Annotated in this window: 14 protein-coding genes and 1 pseudogene; 6 read left to right on the top strand and 9 right to left on the bottom strand. The window is 64.0% G+C overall.

From position 1 onward, the window contains the following. The first annotated feature begins 167 nt into the window (after positions 1 to 167). Together ACZ56E_RS33185 and ACZ56E_RS33180 are read left to right on the top strand one after the other, a co-directional pair. Complete coding sequence (locus ACZ56E_RS33185; RefSeq protein WP_471220269.1) at positions 168 to 6,638, top strand: RHS repeat-associated core domain-containing protein; 6,471 nt, start codon at positions 168 to 170, stop codon at positions 6,636 to 6,638. Beyond that, on the top strand, positions 6,635 to 6,883 hold the full coding sequence (locus ACZ56E_RS33180; RefSeq protein WP_471219894.1) for a hypothetical protein: 249 nt from the start codon (positions 6,635 to 6,637) through the stop codon (positions 6,881 to 6,883). The genes ACZ56E_RS33185 and ACZ56E_RS33180 overlap by 4 nt, the downstream gene beginning before the upstream one ends. A 637-nt stretch (positions 6,884 to 7,520) precedes the next feature. Here ACZ56E_RS33180 and ACZ56E_RS33175 read toward each other — a convergent pair. The 4 genes and pseudogenes from ACZ56E_RS33175 to ACZ56E_RS33160 all read right to left on the bottom strand — a co-directional run bounded on the left by ACZ56E_RS33175 (position 7,521) and on the right by ACZ56E_RS33160 (position 9,088). Continuing rightward, a complete protein-coding gene (locus ACZ56E_RS33175; RefSeq protein ID WP_471219892.1) occupies positions 7,521 to 7,730 on the bottom strand; it encodes a hypothetical protein in 210 nt (69 codons plus the stop codon). Positions 7,731 to 7,734: 4 nt separating this feature from the next. After that, positions 7,735 to 8,142 carry a PGRP and LysM peptidoglycan-binding domain-containing protein gene (locus ACZ56E_RS33170; protein WP_471220290.1) on the bottom strand — a complete coding sequence of 136 codons (408 nt, stop codon included), beginning with the start codon at positions 8,140 to 8,142 and terminating at the stop codon, positions 7,735 to 7,737. Between the two features lie 58 nt (positions 8,143 to 8,200). Next, positions 8,201 to 8,789: pseudogene (locus ACZ56E_RS33165) on the bottom strand (N-acetylmuramoyl-L-alanine amidase); the annotation flags it as partial. A gap of 56 nt (positions 8,790 to 8,845) precedes the next feature. After that, entirely contained in the window at positions 8,846 to 9,088 is a 243-nt protein-coding gene (locus tag ACZ56E_RS33160) for a hypothetical protein (RefSeq protein ID WP_471219890.1), read from the bottom strand. A gap of 969 nt (positions 9,089 to 10,057) precedes the next feature. On the opposite strand from ACZ56E_RS33160, the gene ACZ56E_RS33155 reads away from it, so the two are divergent. Together ACZ56E_RS33155 and ACZ56E_RS33150 are read left to right on the top strand one after the other, a co-directional pair. Beyond that, a complete protein-coding gene (locus ACZ56E_RS33155; RefSeq protein ID WP_471219888.1) occupies positions 10,058 to 10,603 on the top strand; it encodes a hypothetical protein in 546 nt (181 codons plus the stop codon). Continuing rightward, the gene (locus ACZ56E_RS33150; protein WP_471219886.1) at positions 10,600 to 10,725 is read left to right on the top strand and encodes a hypothetical protein; all 126 of its coding nucleotides are present in this window, start codon (positions 10,600 to 10,602) and stop codon (positions 10,723 to 10,725) included. The genes ACZ56E_RS33155 and ACZ56E_RS33150 overlap by 4 nt, the downstream gene beginning before the upstream one ends. 235 nt (positions 10,726 to 10,960) lie before the next feature. On the opposite strand, the gene ACZ56E_RS33145 is transcribed toward ACZ56E_RS33150, so the two are convergent. After that, positions 10,961 to 11,221, bottom strand: a complete 261-nt coding sequence (locus ACZ56E_RS33145) for a hypothetical protein (RefSeq protein ID WP_471219884.1) — start codon at positions 11,219 to 11,221, stop codon at positions 10,961 to 10,963. 714 nt (positions 11,222 to 11,935) lie between these two features. Between ACZ56E_RS33145 and ACZ56E_RS33140 the strand changes: the two genes are divergently transcribed. Beyond that, positions 11,936 to 12,580 carry a hypothetical protein gene (locus ACZ56E_RS33140; protein WP_471219882.1) on the top strand — a complete coding sequence of 215 codons (645 nt, stop codon included), beginning with the start codon at positions 11,936 to 11,938 and terminating at the stop codon, positions 12,578 to 12,580. 20 nt (positions 12,581 to 12,600) lie between these two features. Beyond that, on the top strand, positions 12,601 to 12,966 hold the full coding sequence (locus tag ACZ56E_RS33135) for a hypothetical protein (protein ID WP_471219880.1): 366 nt from the start codon (positions 12,601 to 12,603) through the stop codon (positions 12,964 to 12,966). 156 nt (positions 12,967 to 13,122) lie between these two features. Here ACZ56E_RS33135 and ACZ56E_RS33130 read toward each other — a convergent pair whose 3' ends face one another. From ACZ56E_RS33130 to ACZ56E_RS33115, 4 genes are all read right to left on the bottom strand, one after another. Beyond that, positions 13,123 to 14,595, bottom strand: coding sequence for a hypothetical protein (locus tag ACZ56E_RS33130; protein ID WP_471219878.1), 1,473 nt, complete (start codon positions 14,593 to 14,595; stop codon positions 13,123 to 13,125). Then, positions 14,592 to 14,945: a hypothetical protein gene (locus tag ACZ56E_RS33125; RefSeq protein ID WP_471219876.1), complete on the bottom strand. Its 354-nt coding sequence runs from the start codon at positions 14,943 to 14,945 to the stop codon at positions 14,592 to 14,594. Before ACZ56E_RS33125 ends, ACZ56E_RS33130 begins: the two co-directional genes overlap by 4 nt. A gap of 209 nt (positions 14,946 to 15,154) precedes the next feature. Further along, positions 15,155 to 15,604, bottom strand: a complete 450-nt coding sequence (locus ACZ56E_RS33120) for an HNH endonuclease (protein WP_471219874.1) — start codon at positions 15,602 to 15,604, stop codon at positions 15,155 to 15,157. A 207-nt stretch (positions 15,605 to 15,811) separates the two neighbouring features. Further along, positions 15,812 to 15,970, bottom strand: a complete 159-nt coding sequence (locus tag ACZ56E_RS33115) for a hypothetical protein (protein WP_471219872.1) — start codon at positions 15,968 to 15,970, stop codon at positions 15,812 to 15,814. Positions 15,971 to 16,092 lie beyond the last annotated feature (122 nt).

Raw genomic sequence — 16,092 nt, 5'->3', positions numbered from 1 at the left:
GGCCGAGCACACACCGACCTCTGCTGTTCACCCTCTCTCACGTTCCGCGCCGCACCCCCAAGAGGTTGCGGTGCCCGGCAGCGATGGACTCATCACAGATGCAACCCATACCAGCGCATTCGCGCGGAGTTAGACTGCTCCGTAAAACCTCGCTCGCATTGTCCGCGGTGCTCGTCGGAAGCCTGCTGCAGGTGACGACAACTCAAGCAGCCGCAGCCGGCAGTGGGCTGCCAGGCTTGCCCAAGTCGGAAAAGCCGGTGGCGGGCACCCACAGCGGCAAGGTAAAACCCCGCTCCGTTCCCAAGGGGCCACGCGTACCTGTAAAGGCGCCGAAGAGCGAGTGGCCCAAGCCCTCGGCGTCGACGGTGGATCTCCCGGCAGTCGATGCCGACGACGGTAAGTCTCTTGTTTCCCCCAAGGGACCCCCAATCAGGATCGGCCGTGCCGCGAGCGGCCATAGCAAGGACCGGCCCGCCGCGCAAGACGTGTTGGAACGGGTAGAGACCCGCGTTATGGGCCGCAAGCAGGCGGCTCGCGCAGGGGTGAAGGGCATGCTGTTCACCCTGAAGCCTGAGGTATCCACGTTGGCCAAGTCCAAGGCTGGAGCGGCTTCGAAGGACCAGGCCAAAGCCACCACCGGTTCGAAGCTGAAGCTGCGAGTCACAGTCCACTACGACGGCTTCGCACAGGCCTACGGCGGCGCGTACGCCTCGCGGATCCGGCTGATCAAGTTGCCCTCCTGCGCTTTGACCACCCCCGCCAAGGCGGCCTGCCGTACCGGCACTCCTGTTGCTGCGGCCAACGACACAGCCAAGCACTCGCTGAGTGCCAAGTCGGTGAGTCTCGCCGCAAGTGGACCGACGGTCCTGGCCGCCACCTCGTCGGCCGGTGGCGACAAGGGCGATTACAAGGCGAGCCCGCTCTCCCCGTCCGCCGCATGGAGCACAAACCTCAACACCGGCGACTTCAGCTGGTCTTACGACATGAACGTACCGGCCGTACCCGGCGGGTTGAAGCCGAGCGTGGCCCTGTCGTATTCATCGGGCTCGATTGATGGCCGTACTGGAGGGTCGAACAACCAGGGCTCCTGGGTCGGTGACGGATTCGACCTGTCTCCAGGATTCATCGAGCGGCGCTACAAGTCGTGCGCGGACGACGAGGTGAAGAACACCGACGGGAACAAGCCCGGTGATCTCTGCTGGGACTACGACAACGCCTTCATCAGCTTCAACGGAAAGGGCGGCGAACTCGTCCATGTGCCCGGCAATCCCGACAAGGACGAGACGACCGAAGAGTTCAAGCTCAAGCAGGACGACGGCACCCGCATCGTCCGGCGGAAGTCCGCCAACCGCGGCAACGGCGACAACGACGGCGAGTACTGGCGCCTGACCAGCCCGAACGGCACGAAGTACTACTTCGGCTACAACCGGCTCCCCGGCTGGGCCGAGGGCAAGGACACCACCAACTCCACCTGGAACGTGCCTGTCTACGGCAACGACACAGGCGAGGACTGCCACAAGGACTCGTTCGCCGATTCCTGGTGCCAACAGGCCTGGCGGTGGAACGTCGACTATGCGGTGGACCCACACGGCAACGCGATGGGCTACCACTACACCAAGGAGACCAACTCCTACGGACGTAACCTCAAGGCCGAGGACGACACCTCCTACACTCGCGGCGGCTACCTCAAGCGCATCGACTACGGACTGAAGTCCTCTGATATGTACGCGGACAAGCCACAGGGACAGGTCGTCTTCGACAACGCAGAGCGGTGCCTGCCACAAAGCGGAGTGACCTGCGCGGCGGACACCATCGGTGATAAGGCGTTCTACTGGTACGACACTCCCTGGGACCTGAATTGCAAGGCCGGGACGAAGTGCGACAACGGCCGTCTGTCCCCGTCCTTCTGGACCCGCAAGCAACTGACCGAGGTCACCACCCAGGTACTCAAGGGCGATGGCACGTACAGCAAGCTTGATTCATGGAAGCTGAACCATCGGTGGGGCATGGCGGACACCGACTACCAGCTTCTGCTGGACAGCATCCAGCACACCGGCGAGTCTGCCACCCCGGCGATCACCCTGCCGAAGACGACCTTCGACTACACCCAGCTGGAAAACCGCCTCGACAAGACTGGCGACGGTTACGCACCCTTCATCAAGTCCCGTCTTTCCGGAGTAGCGGACGAGTCCGGAGGACAGGTCACCGTCGACTACTCGACTCCCTCCTGCAGTTGGGACAACCTACCCACCCCGGAGACCAACACCACCCGCTGCTTCCCCCAGTTCATAGGCGGCGACAGCGAGAGCGACCCAGAGCAGCACTGGTTCAACAAGTACGTTGTCACCTCCGTCGTTTCCAAGGACCGCACCGGCGGAGCCCCCGACCAGTTCACCCGTTACGAGTACCTCGGCGATGCCGCGTGGCACTTCGATGACGACGACGGCCTGACCAAGAAGAAGAACAAGACGTGGTCACAGTGGCGGGGCTACGGCCACGTACGCGTTCAGACTGGCGGCCAGGGCGGCGCCACTGCCATGAAGACACAGCAGGACTCCTACTTCCTGCGCGGCATGGATGGCGACCGCAAGAACAAGGACGGCGGAACTAAGTCCGCCTCTATCTCCCTGGGGGAAGGGGAGGGCGACCCGATCACCGACCACGAGTCCGTGGCCGGCATGCAGTACAAGACCGCCTCCTACGACAAACCCGGCGGCAAGATCCTGAGCAAGGCCGTCAGCCGCCCCTGGCATCACGAAACGGCCAAGAAGGTCCGGGACTGGGGCACTGTTACAGCCAACCTCACCGGAACTTCCAGCACCAAGAACTGGACCTCCACCGACAACGGCGGCGGTACCAACTGGCGCATCACCTCCACAGCCACTCAGCACGACACCGTCGCAGGCCGGGTCACCGAAGCCAACGACTTCGGCGACAACTCCACATCCGCAGACAACCAGTGCACCCGCACCACCTACGCGACGAACGACGCGGACAACATCCTCAATCTCCCCTCCAGGGTCGAAACCGTCGCCAAGGCTTGCGACACTGCGCCGGAAAGATCCAAGGACGTGATCTCCGACGTCCGTACTGCCTACGACGGCAAGGGCTACGGGCAGGCGCCGACCAAGGGCGATGTGACCGCTACGGCCACCCTCAAGAAGCACACCGGAACCAAGGCTACCTACCTTGAGACAGGTGCCAGCTTCGACAGCTATGGCCGCGTTCTCACCAGCACCGATCTGGCCGCCGACGTCACCGTGGACGGTGGCGCAGAACCAGTACGCGCCAAGCGAAGCGACGGCCGCACCACCACCACCACCTACACGCCGACTACCGGCCTACCCACGCAAACCAAGGTCACTACGCCGCCCGCGAAGCTGCTCGACACCTCAACGGCACAGACGACCACCAAGAATCTCGATCTGCGTGGGCAGGCTGTCAAGCACACCGATACCAACGGCAACACCACCGAGTTCGCCTACGACGCACTCGGGCGCTCCAGCAAAATCTGGACCGCCAGGGACACGAGCCAGACACCCAACTACGAATTCACCTATACCTACGCCGAGAACAAGCCGGTCGCCGTGGCGACCAAGACCCTGGACAACAACGGCGGACAGGTCACGTCCTACACGCTGTACGACGGCCTCCTACGCCCGCGGCAGACCCAGAACCCGGGCCCTGACGGTGGAACGCTACTCACCGACACCTTCTACGACGAGCGCGGGCTGGCAGAGCGGACCTTCGCCCCCTACTACGCCACAGTCAAGCCTGGCACCGGCCTGTTCAAGCCTGCTGACGCACTCGCCGTCGACTCACAGACCATCACCGCCTACGACGGACAGAACCGGCCCACCGAGATCAAGCAGATAGCCGGCAACGGCGATGGCGGCAAAGTCCTCAACACCACCAAAACGATTTACGGCGGAGACCGAGTCACCGTCATCCCGCCTACCGGTGACACCGCGACCACGACCCTCAGCGATGCCCGGGGCAACACCACCGAACTGCGCCAACTTCACACGCGCAGCGCGGATGCCGCATACGACACCACCACCTACAAGTACACGCCCCGGGGCGAACTGGAGAAGGTCACCTCTCCGGCTGGGAGCAGCTGGAGCTACACTTACGACCAGCTCGGACGCCAGATCGAGGCCACCGACCCAGACAAGGGCACCAGCACCAGCCACTTCGATGACCGCGGGCAGCTGACCTCTACCAAGGGCTCCCGCACCGACACCCCGGCGCTCGCATACGTCTACGACAACCTCGGCCGCAAGACAGAACTGCACGAGGATTCCCCCAACGGACCTCTGCGCGCTAAGTGGGTCTACGACACGGTCACCGGTGCCAAGGGCCAACTCGCCGAGTCCACCCGCTATGTGGACGGCGAGGCCTACACCTCCAAGGTCACCGACTACGATCAGCTCTACCGGCCGACGAAGACGGCTGTCATCATCCCCGCTAGCGAAGGCAAGCTGCAGGGCACCTACCAATCCGGCACGCAGTACAAGCCCTCCGGCCTGGTCGGCGCCACCAGCTACTCGGCCGCCGGGGCCCTGCCCGGCGGGTCGGTCAATTACGGGTACGAGGACCAGACGCTGCGTCCGACCTCTGTCTATGGCCAGGGCATGTCCAGCAGCGTCAGCTACAGCTTCACCGGCAAACCCCTGACGTACACCATGGGCTTGACCGATGGTGTCAAGAAGTCTCAGGTCACCAACACATATGAAAAGGGCACTCAGCGACTGGCCACCACCCGCGTGGATCGTGAGGGCCAAGCGGGTGTGGACCGAGCCGTTACCTACGGCTATGACGAGGCCGGCAACGTCCTGTCGATGGCGGATATCTCTCGCACCGGTACCGACAACCAGTGCTTTGCCTACGACTACTTGGCTCGTCTGACGGAAGCGTGGACGCAGTCCACTGCCACCTGCACGGATATGCCCGCAGCCGACAAAATCGGTAGCCCAGACCCGTACTGGCACTCCTACACCTACGACGAGGCCAGCAACCGCAGCACAGAGACCCAGCACGATCCCGCTGGTGGCGCCAACAAGGACATCAAGCGCACCTACGCCTACCCCGGCCCGAACAAGCCCCAGCCCCACACCCTCTCGTCCGTCACCACTACCGGCCCAGCCGGAACCAAAACGGAGGACTACGGCTACGACGCCGCGGGCAACACCATCAGTCGCCCAGGCCAACAGCTGGACTGGGACGCAGAAGGCCACCTCGCCAAGGTCACCGAAGGCGACAAGAGCACCGAATACCTGTACGACGCCGACGGTAACCGCCTCATCGGCCGCACCAGTACCGAAACGACCCTCTACCTCGGCCACAGCGAGATCACCCTCACCAAGGGCGCCGACAAGACCAAGGCGACTCGCTATTTCGACCTCGGTGGCGGACAGAACGCCGTCCGTACCGACAACGGCTCTTTCGCCTTCGTCATCGGTGACCATCAAGGAACCGGCCAACTAGCCATCAACGCATCAGACCTATCCCTCACTGAGCGCAGGCAACTGCCCTTCGGCGCGCCTCGCGGTGAAGCTCCCAAATCATGGCCGGGCACCAAGGGGTTCGTAGGCGGAACCGATGACACCGAGGCCACAGGACTAACCCACCTGGGCGCACGTGAGTACGACCCGGCAACGGGGCGCTTCATCTCCGTAGACCCGCTCCTGGAAGCCCAAGAGCCCCACACGCTCAACGGATACGCGTACTCGAGCAACAACCCGATCACCAACTCCGACCCCACAGGGCTTTCAGACTCCATCACATGCCGAGGTTCGGAGTGCGGCGGCGAGCAGCAGTTCAAGGAATCCCATGCCTCCCCGGACTTCTCCACGGGACAGACTTGGGAACAGAAATACCCCTGGGAAACCTCGCACTACGGCTACTACGACCAGTACGCGGGAACCAGGGCAATCAACACATGCGACGCCTCGTGCTCTCAGGCGCTCGACTACGGCCTGAAGGCCCCGAAGATCACAAACGCCAATCTCTGCGGCTTCTCCGTAAGTTCAGGATGTGACTCCGGATTCCGTGAACGAGCAGCGCGCGGATACAAAGAGTTGGCCGTTCTCGATGACTATTACAACTGCACCGTCCACCACGATGAGTCTGCTTGTGAGGTTGCCGGTTCGGCTTCGTCATCCGCAGGGGCCACGTGGGCAGGCAGCGTATTCTTCGCTTTTGGGCGCCAGATGGAGCGGCAACTCCTCAACAAGGCGGCATCAACTGGTGCGAAGCTCGGAAAGGTGCGGTGGACCCCTGAGGGGACAACTAGGTCAGCCGCTGCAGATGCGTATGAGGCTGGAACCGCTGGAGCCCGAAGTGAACTTGCTACGGGGAAGCGGCTGGTTCCTGCACTTGACTACGTTAAGGCTGATGGAACTCCAGCAGCAGTCCGGTTCGACGGTATGAGCAACGGTCAGTTGATTGACCGCAAACTGGGGGTTGCTACTACTCAGAAGTCGAAGCTAGCTGCTGCCCGACAATCTATGGCCCTCGCCCAGAACGGGCGCACCGCCATCTGGGAGGTTGCTGACCAGCGTGCCTACCGGCGAGCCACTAGAATGCTAGGGCAACAAAACATAGTGAACATCAAGGCGAGGATCGTAGAGCCGTGAACATGACCGTCGCTCGCGCACTGATCGACCTGCTCTTGTCGCTGGAGCTGTCAGACGAAGAGTCCGTGTCCCTGGAAGCCTCGACGGCTTTCGTTGAGGACGCTTCGACGACGCTCTCTGCTCTGTCTAGGCCGGAGCGGGAAGAGCTGACGTCTATCATCCGACAAATGGAGAATGAAGCCACCACGGAGGAGCGCCGAGAAGTTCTTCGGAGCCTTCCTGAAGATATCGGACTCTTGGACTGACAGGTCGGACCGTCCCACCTTTCTAACCCTGTACTTGCATAGGATTAGAAAGTAGGTAAGGGGGCGCATTCCGATGCCTCTAGGTGTGACTCTTTACGTCTGACGAGAGGGGCCTCCATCATTTTCGTGATGGAGGCCCCTCTCGTGTCTGCGTGACCTACTTGGGGGTTTTACTCCACTCCACTATTCCGGCAGACTGCGGAGGATGAAGGATGAGCCTTAGCAGTGAGCCACTGATCGCCGTCGCGGAACGTAACGCGGCTTCCGCACGCTCACCCGACTCCAGCCCTTGGACTCAACTAAATGGCTTCAGACGCTGCCAGCGCATCGGTGCCATTCCGGGGTGAGGAGGGTTTCGTGAGTGTTGCCCATCGGATATACAGGAGGCGAGGTCCCTGGGCGTGGGTCAGGCGCCAAATGCCTCCTGGTGTCACCAGCGGAACAGATCCCTCAAGTTTTGTTTTCGGTATGTGGCCTACGTGGAATGAAGTCGACTCTATTCGGGCCTTCCTGCGCATGTCACCGACTTGAAAGGCAATGCGACGCTGCCGCCAGATTCTAGTGCCGTCGATGCAGCAAACCTCTTCCGTGGTTGGTGGAATCCGGTAAGGCGGCGTGCTGCGTCTTTGCCACCCGGTTAAGGAAGCGCGGGCGGTTCCTGGTGAAGAGCCTTGACCGTCTTGCCATCCTCCACCCGCTGGACGGCCTCACCGGTACCGAGGATCGCGGCGACCAGGGCGAGGATCAGTCCCGTCGGCAGACCGTCCACGAAGTAGGCGACGAGAGCCAGTGCTGCTGCGGCGATGGTGTAAAGGCGGGTGCTGTGCGCGTGAATGAAGTCGGTCAAGGTTCTACTCCCCGTAGGCGAGTTCGTGCAGGAAACTCCAGCCCCGGCGGCCGATCGCCGGATCAGCGGGGTGACCTGCGGTGAAAAGGTTGTGCGTGAGGTTGAAGGCGGCGACGGCCTTCTGCGTCTGCGGCCCGTACGCGTCGGCCAACGGCACCGACCGGTCAAGCCAGCCAGCGTCCTTCAGCGCCTTCTGGAGACCCTGCGCAGACGGTGCCGAGCGGCCCGGAGCAAGACCCTCCGGAAACGGAGGAGCGGAATTGGAGCCGGCGCACGACTTCCCCGGAACGGTGAGCTTCTGCCCCGCCTTGATCACGAACGGCTTCTTGACCTTGTTGGCCTGGGCGAGAACTTCCCAACGGACGCCGAGCTTTTTGCCGATCCCAGACAGCGTGTCGCCGCTCTTGACCACGTGGGTCGACGAACCCGCCGTCGCCCCCCGCCGAACCACTGCCTGAACCTCCACTGGACGGCTTTGACTTCAGCCGGGCAGCCACGCGCTCGCGCAGCCAACGCACGGTGAAACCCTTGGGATCGACCTTGCCGGGCTGCCACTCCTTGTGGCCGATCACGCTCGCCGCGCTCCGACCATGCGCGCGGCACAGCGCCGCCGCCCGCTCGATCGCCTCAAGCTGCGCCTTCGGCCACGGGTCCGTGCCATCACCGCGGTTCTCGCACTCGAAGCCGTAGAAATGCGTGTTGCCGTCGGTGTCCGTTCGCAGCTGGAAGCCCGCGCTCGGCGATGACGGCCCGTAGCACGTCACCATCACCGCGGCCGGCGTGGTTCGTGCGGCCGTGATCGATCAGGTACACGGTGCCGTCCTTGGCGATCATGCCGTGACACAGCGGACCCGGCAGACCCGCGTAACCGCGCTCAACGATGCTGACCGTATTGCTGGTACCCGAGGGCACGGTGTGGTGGATCACCACACCGTTCACCGGACCGAACGGCCCCTTATGATTCCTGTTGTGGGTTCTCCACCCCGGTTGCTCCACCACGTGCACGCCTTCGGCGCGCAGCGCGGCAACGAGACGGTCGGCGCTGATAGGTGTCGCCACGATCGGCGCTCACTGTTCTCCCCGCGCCCCAACTACAACCCCTGGCCCCAGGCCTGCTACGAGGCGGTACCTCGCGAGGCCAGCCACAGCTGGAGGGACATCAAAGGCACCGGCGAGACGAACGAGCTGAACACCAGCCGACGCGTCGCCATCGCCTGCGCCTGATCCTCACGGCGCTGCTGCTCCGTGCGCTCCAGGCTCTGATCCACCTCAGCTCGCAAAGCGCCAAAACCCGTCTCGAGATGTGCGATCCGCTGCTCCACACCGCACTGATCCGCCCGGTACACGTCCTCGGTCACGACGTGATCAAGGCGGGCTGCCAGCCGTGCGAGGTCGCCACGAAGGTGCTATCGAAGCTGCGAGACGGCACGGTGCAGCTCCCAGAGCGTCGGCTCGGCGCCGGGAGGCACGGACACCGCGATCACTCCTGAGCAGCCCCGAGCCCTACCGTGATCGTACGTGTGTGAAGGCCATAGCCGCTCTGACCTGCTCCTGCTTGTTCGCTTGCTGCTCAAACGTAGCGAATAACATTTAAAGGTACCTAAATCTTTTGAAAGATACTCCTTAGCAGAGCTAAATGGATGATGTGGCATTCAATAGATTGTCAGTGGTGATTGCTTAGTCGGAGTCCAAGACGCGGGTTACTCCAATCCACTAGGCTCGGGAGCATCCGCCAAGAGATGAGAACTTAGACATCTCCTTCTGTCTTACAGATGGGATGTCGAAGCGAGCTTGACCGCCAACGAGCCCGCACTCGTCATTCACGCAACAGAGTGCCCCCGCCCGCACCAGGTCGGTGCAGGACAGGGGCCCTGTGGGAGCGGCCGCAGAGCCGCCGACCCCGATGGGTGAAACATCGGGGTCGGCTTCTACGACATGGCCTCAACGATCAAGGTTGCCGCCGCGGACGCGAACGCGGATGCGAATGCACCGACGACGATCAGCACCAAGTCCCGGTGACCGAGTCGCCGAAGCCACTCCTTGAACCTACGCATCCAGAACCTCCTGTGAGTCGTCCCGAGCCCGGTTGCCCGGGAGGTGAGATGAGGAAGGAGGAACTGTGCGTACGCACGAGTTGAGGGTAAGCCGAACACCGGGCCCGGCGACGCCATTTGGTGAAAACCGAGCTGTTATAGCGTGCATCTTGGGGCGCAGCGCGCGGGACGCCATCGTCGGAACGGCGACAGCCTCGCACCGATTGTCGGCCTGGACACCGCTTGATCCGTCAGAGTGGGTGTCCAGGGGCCCAATGGTGGAAGGGGGGCCCGGTGGTCGGTAGCTTTTTGTACTGGTCAGACCGCGCCATCCAGAGGCTCGCGGAAGACGACAGCGTCGAGTCGACGGGTCGAGCGTGCTGGACGGTAGGCATCGGCGCCGGGGGCTTTCAGGCGGGCCTCGCGGGCCAGGAGCGCCTCACCCGCAACAGGCTGGAAGAGGCACGGCGAGTAGGGCAAGCACTGGGCAAAGCGGTGATCGAAGACTTCGCCATGCCGCCGCCCGCCGCGTTCATCCAGGCCACCGGGAGGGTCTCGTTCGCTCAATTTGAGAGCGTTTACGCGAAGAACCCAGGCGCACTACTGCACCTCCAGACGCATAGCCCGGCGGGCCAACGAATCGACGTCTGTCTGTTCGGGAGCCAGGACAACGTCAGCGGCTTCGGCCCCTGGGACGACTTCGAAGGCGGCTGGATCTTCTCCGAAGCGCCTGCGATCGACAAGTTGCTCCGGGCCGGCGACGGAGACGGACTCCCGACCGAAGACGATGCGGAAGCCCTCGCTGTCGAGGCACTGAAGATCGCCATGCACCAGGGATGACGGGTACCGACGAGCAACACGCGGGCCGCCCCGAGACCCGCGGCTACACCGTCGGTCATAACGGCGACTGCACTGTGCTCGCGAAGGTCTACGCCGATGTCGTCCTGGAAGCCGGTCGGTAGCGCTTCCATGAAGGAGACCCGCTTGCCGGTGCCGAACGGATCATCGTGGGCAAACCGCTGTGGGCTCGAACCGTGCACCCCGAGGCGACTACCCGCTACGCGGCAGATGCCCTGGTACGTGGGCGGCTCCGCGTTCGCGTAGAAGCTCGCTGTGAACGGCCGTCCTGCCACGGGGCATTCCGGTGTGCGGCAGGTGGCGGTCATGGTGACCGGGGTCGGGTCGTCCATGGGTGGTTCAGTCCTCTCCGATGATCACCCAGTGCACGAGGGTTGGCGTGGTGTTGGTGCGGTGGACCCAGATGGGCAGGCCGCTCGAGGAGACAGCCGTGACCCCGACTCCGACGACGGTTTTGCCGGGTACGGAGGTGACGGGGGTGACGAACGCCCGGAAGTTCTTCCCCTTGATGTTCCCGCCGCTCAAGGTGATGGAGGTGGGCTTGTTCGCCACCGGGTTGATGGTCGCCGTGCCCATGGAGACGTTGTCCGACCGCAGCACGCCCGCCGCCCGGTTCGATGCCGCGGACAGGGTGGCGGCGCCCGACCGTAGCGACAGGCTGCCTCCGTCCTCCCTGGACCCCAGTTGTACGGAGTTCTTGCTGAGGAAGAGGCGCCCGCCGACCGGTTTGGCTCCCCTGGCGGTGATGCGCTCCGCAGTGAAGAAGACGTTGCCGAAGAAGGTCCGCCACCGGTAGACGCCGCTGTCGTCCGCGTCGGTGAACGTCCCGGAGTTGATGCCGATGTTCGCGTCCGAAGGGCTGGAGCCGCTGACGTTGATGTAGGCCCGGTTCGAACCGTCGACGGACGCCCAATAGATCTACGGATAGACGGCGTTGGACTCCATGCCGATCGCCGAACCGTTCGTGCTGATCGCCCGCAGCCGGGCTGCATTAAGACGACGTGTACCCCGTGGCGGCGGCCTGAACGGTGCCGCCGGTGATGGTTGGATCGGTAGACACCCCCAGCGACACCTCACGCAGCTGCGATAGGCCTGGTGCAGCTGGGCGGGATCTGCATACGGAGGCATAGAGGGATGCGACCACCTCAACGAGATTACTGCTCGCTTCCCTTGCCAGGGTCGCCTCGGCTGCGCTGGAGAGCGATCCCAGCCAACTCGTCGCCCTGCAGGCCTGAGTAGATCATGCACATAAAAGGATTTGCCTGGGGTAACGCTAGCTGCCCCGGAGGCGCCGTCGTCCCATCTGGAGTCAGAGTGAATCGCCGTTTTCTGTCCGTTGCGGTCGCCATCACCGCAAGTACCGCGCTGCTGCTGAGCGGTTGCAGTTCGGGCGGCAGTGACGATGACGCATCTGACAAGATCAAGAGCGCCGAGCAAGACAAGGGCGCCTCGACGTCCGCAGACCCGTCGGCGAAGCCAGACGGGGGCAAGCGGCCGGAGATCACGCTGCCCAAGTCCTTCCAAGTCTCCTTCGACGGTTGGACGAACAGCGATCCGAAGCTGCAGACTATCTTGGACGACGGCAAGGAGCGACTCCGTGCCTCCTACGCCGCGATCATCAACAAGGATCCGCGGGACGACGCCTTCACCTTCTACAGCGAGAGCGACGCGCTGCGCACCGGCACCGAGTGGATCAAGGGATTCACGGACAAAAACCTGGTACTGATCGGCAGGGGCCGGGTCTTCCAGCCGCAGCCTCGCATCAGCCCGGACGGTTCCGGCACGCTCTTCTACTGCGTGGACGAGGGCAAGGGATCGGCCAAGGACACCAAGACCGGCAAGGTCACCGCCACCCCCGCCGACGATGCCCTCGTGCTCTACCGCACCAAGTTGCACAAGACCAAGGAAGGCGTCTGGAAGACCACGATGGCCCAGACGGAGCGCGGAGCCTGCAAGTGAGGAAGCCGCCCCCTCGCGCGGTGACGCTCACCGCAGCGTCCCTGCTGGTCACGCTGCTGACCCCCTCGGCCGCCTTCGCCTGGGGAACGGACCCGGGAGAGGGCGCCAAACCGCCCGCCAAGGACAGCGCCAAGGGCACGACCAGCGGACCGGAACTGGGAGCCGAGGTCACCCGCACTCGCATCGTCGTCACGCAGTCCGGAGCTGGCACGGCCAAGCCCTCGGCCGGCGGACCGACCGCTGTCGACCCGACCTGGAGACCCCCGGCCTGCTGGTACGAACTGCTCGCCAGAGAACAGGGCGCCCTTGTTCATCTTCTCCGTCGCGTCCTTGAGCTGTTGCGGTGTCCGCCACGGGCCACACCAGCCCCCAGGGCCCCGGCCTGATCGCAGGCCGGGACAAGAACGGCACGGTCTCACAACTCATGTGCGTGTTCCGCGGTTAGGCACTCTCGGCGGATCACTGGCGGAGCCATAACCGGACCGATGCTGCGGTGACGGTGCCATGGAAGACCTAGGCCCTGTACCCCGGGACGCGACCGGTCAGGACCGCCCGGATGCCAATCTCCGCGCCACCAGGGTGGCCCCGACGACCGGGAGTTGATGGAGATCGTCTTTCGAAAGGCCGTATGTCTTTGCGGCAGCCCGAATGAAGTCGACGAGGGTGAAGAAGGCCAGAGCGGTGGCCTCATCATGCGCGGTCCGGATCGTGGCCTCAGGCACTTTCCAGGCCCGCAGCGCCCGGCGGGTATCCCCGGCCAGCGAGTGGAGGGCACCGTCGTGCAGTGGGGTGGGGGCCAGCATGGCGGCAAGCGACTCGTCGGACTGGCACAGCAGCCCATCGAGTCGTGCCACCTTGCGCAAGTGACTCTCGTTCGGCGCGACGAGCTGTGCAACATGCAGGCCGGTCCAGTCGAACCCTTCCGGGCTCGCACGGAAGTCCGCCGCCTTGTCCGTCGCCTCCGCCAGGCTGCGTGTCAGAAGTTCCAATCCGTGGCGTTCCGAATCGATCCGCTTGCGGAAACTCGCGTCGCGGTGGCCCACGGCCCGCTCGTGCTCACGGATCCGGGTGTCGCTCAGGGATAGCTCGATCAGGCCAGCGGCACGCTCACGCGCGGGGCGGTGCGTTCTCCCCCGCCTGACCATCAAGGCTTCCTCCAATGACTGCACGGCCAGCATCCCGATCACGGCGCTCACAAGACCGTAGAACTCACCGGCGTCCTCCAGCCATTGCCGGCGCACGAAGCGAATATCGGACGCGTACTTCTTCATCTCCTGTGCGGTCACGCGGTTCACGGCCTGGAGGGCCAAGAGGTCGGCCTCGGACTCCTGTTCCGGAGACTGGGAGCATTCGGCCTGATGGGCCAGTGCGTGGTGGGCCATTTCATGGCCGAGGAGAAACCGGATCGCCATCAGCAGGAACAGGTCGGACGCGCTTTGATGTGAGGAACCGTCCTCATCGCGTCGGTCCTGCTGCGTGATCACAGTGGTGGCGACACCATTGGCCCGGCGGTTGACATGGTGGTAACGCAGCTTCGCCGCCAGACGTGCCGGGTCACCGACCGGCGAGCCCTTGAGCTGAGCGACAACGAAATGGAATAGCGCCTTCAGTATCGAGGGTTTGTCGAAGATCGGTGAGAGTCCGCTGCTGACATGTTGACAGTAGGAGGTGCACAGAGCAGCCAGTGAATCCGAGAGCACCACCAGGCCGGATTCATCCACCTGCGGGGCATAGTGAGCAGAGACAGACTGGCTGCTGGTGGCCACCACCACGAGCCGTGACATCCGTTCTCCCCGCCCCATCTCGGTGAGGGCGGTCGTCAGTTCCGCGGCAGCAGCTTGGAGTACCTCATCCAGGGACGCGCCGAAGAGTTCGGGATACGGCAGTCGCCACTTCTGGTCGCCGCTCAGAGCGCCTATGTCGGCCATGTTCTTGCGCAGGTAGGCGTCATAGCTCTCCGTGGCCACCGGAAAAAAGAGGCGTCCGGCGCCCTCAGCCATCGATCCGGCGGTCATGGCAGCGGGGTGTGGCCGGAGCACAAGGCGCCGACCCCCAACCGGGCGACCAGGACGGCCACCAACGCCGACTTCGTCGGGTCCCCGGCGAAGTCGCCGAGGATCTCGTACAGCGCATAGGCGTCGATCACTCGGTCCGAGGGACTTGTGCCCGCCACCGACTTGAGCCGCTCATGCCCGCAGACCCTGCTGCGCACGGTGTCCAACTGCCCGCGGAACCATTCGCGGCCGAACCGGCGCGGGAGGTCGGGATCGCTCGGCCCCACTCCGACCGTATCGCCCAGCAGTGACGCCCCCAGGAGCGCATACAGCTCGGCCTCGGTCTTGTTGAGGTACTCGTCGACAGACATGCGCTCTCCCCCGTCACGACAGACTCTGAGCCCCGTCAGATCACCTTGGCCGCTTCCCCGGCGCAGGGTGCTACACGACGGCGATCGCGACCTCGGCGCCATGGAGACACACCTGGACGGTATGGGCGCAGGGGAAAATTGTCAGCGGCGCACCAGACGCGTAAGACACCACGGGCGTACGCCCCCCGGCGCACTTCCGCGGTGAATTCTCACTGCGTCAGACTCGATCCGCACCGACGGCGCGGTGGGGTCACAAGGCGACAGTGGTGTTCAAGGGATGTCCTCAGGGGTGTTTCTCGGTGCGGTTGCTGTCGGCGTGGCGTCTGGAGCCCGGCTTCGTCGTCAGGAGACGTAGATGCTGAAGCCTGGTCTTCGCCGGGTGAGGCGTACGGGACGACAAGGCGGCGGGCGCCGGCACGACCCCCGGCTTCTTCCAGGGCAAGGACGCGAAGGGCGGTGCGTGAGGGGGATGCGCTGTTGCAACTACGGCATGCCGGAACGACGTTGCTGACGTCGTCTCGCCCGCCCTCGCTCACTGGGATCACGTGATCTATGGCTTCAGCGCCGCCCCAAGAGCAGTAAGAGCAGCTTCCTCCGAAGATTGCGAGGGCAGCTTCCCGGGCGATACTGGGCAGGTATCCGCGCGCGCTCGGTTTCATGCGCGCAGTATGCGTGCCGCCACTGACAGTGGCGGGATGATGGTCCTACCGTCGGGTCCGGGCATGCAAGGTGATCACGGAGACCGTGGCCGAGCCTGCGGCAGGGGGCTCGTCGGGCGCGGTCGCGGTATCGAGTTGGGCCAGGCGCCGTTCGAGGGCTGTGAGGTTGGAGGAGTTGTCGATGGTGGCGATGCCGTTGACGGTGACCTAGAGCGGGTCGGTGAGGATCTGTGCGATGCGCTCTTGTAGGACTTCGTGGGCGATGGCCCGGGCGGTGCCGAGCCGTTCGTAGCGGCTGGCCAGTTCTTCGGGCGGGGTGTCGCTGCCGAGTAGGGCTTGTAGCCAGTGCAGAACCTCACCGGTCACGGTGCGCTCCAGGGAAGTGGCGTGGGGGGGGGGGTGTGTTAACCCACCCACCCCGATGGGGGGGGGTCGTGCTCTTTGGGGGTTTTTTTTGGCCCCCCCCCCCTTTTCGTGTGGGGGTGGCA

Source organism: Streptomyces sp. NPDC039480 (genome assembly GCF_055597165.1).
Note: the sequence above shows the minus strand (reverse complement) of the source record. Positions and strands in the feature narration are given on the sequence as shown.

Excerpts from the sequence above, each read along its gene's own strand:
- ACZ56E_RS33130 (WP_471219878.1), bottom strand. The coding sequence starts at position 14,595 with ATGACCGCCGGATCGATGGCTGAGGGCGCCGGACGCCTCTTTTTTCCG.
- ACZ56E_RS33150 (WP_471219886.1), top strand. The coding sequence starts at position 10,600 with ATGACGGGTACCGACGAGCAACACGCGGGCCGCCCCGAGACCCGCGGC.
- ACZ56E_RS33120 (WP_471219874.1), bottom strand. The coding sequence starts at position 15,604 with ATGAAACCGAGCGCGCGCGGATACCTGCCCAGTATCGCCCGGGAAGCT.
- ACZ56E_RS33125 (WP_471219876.1), bottom strand. The coding sequence starts at position 14,945 with ATGTCTGTCGACGAGTACCTCAACAAGACCGAGGCCGAGCTGTATGCG.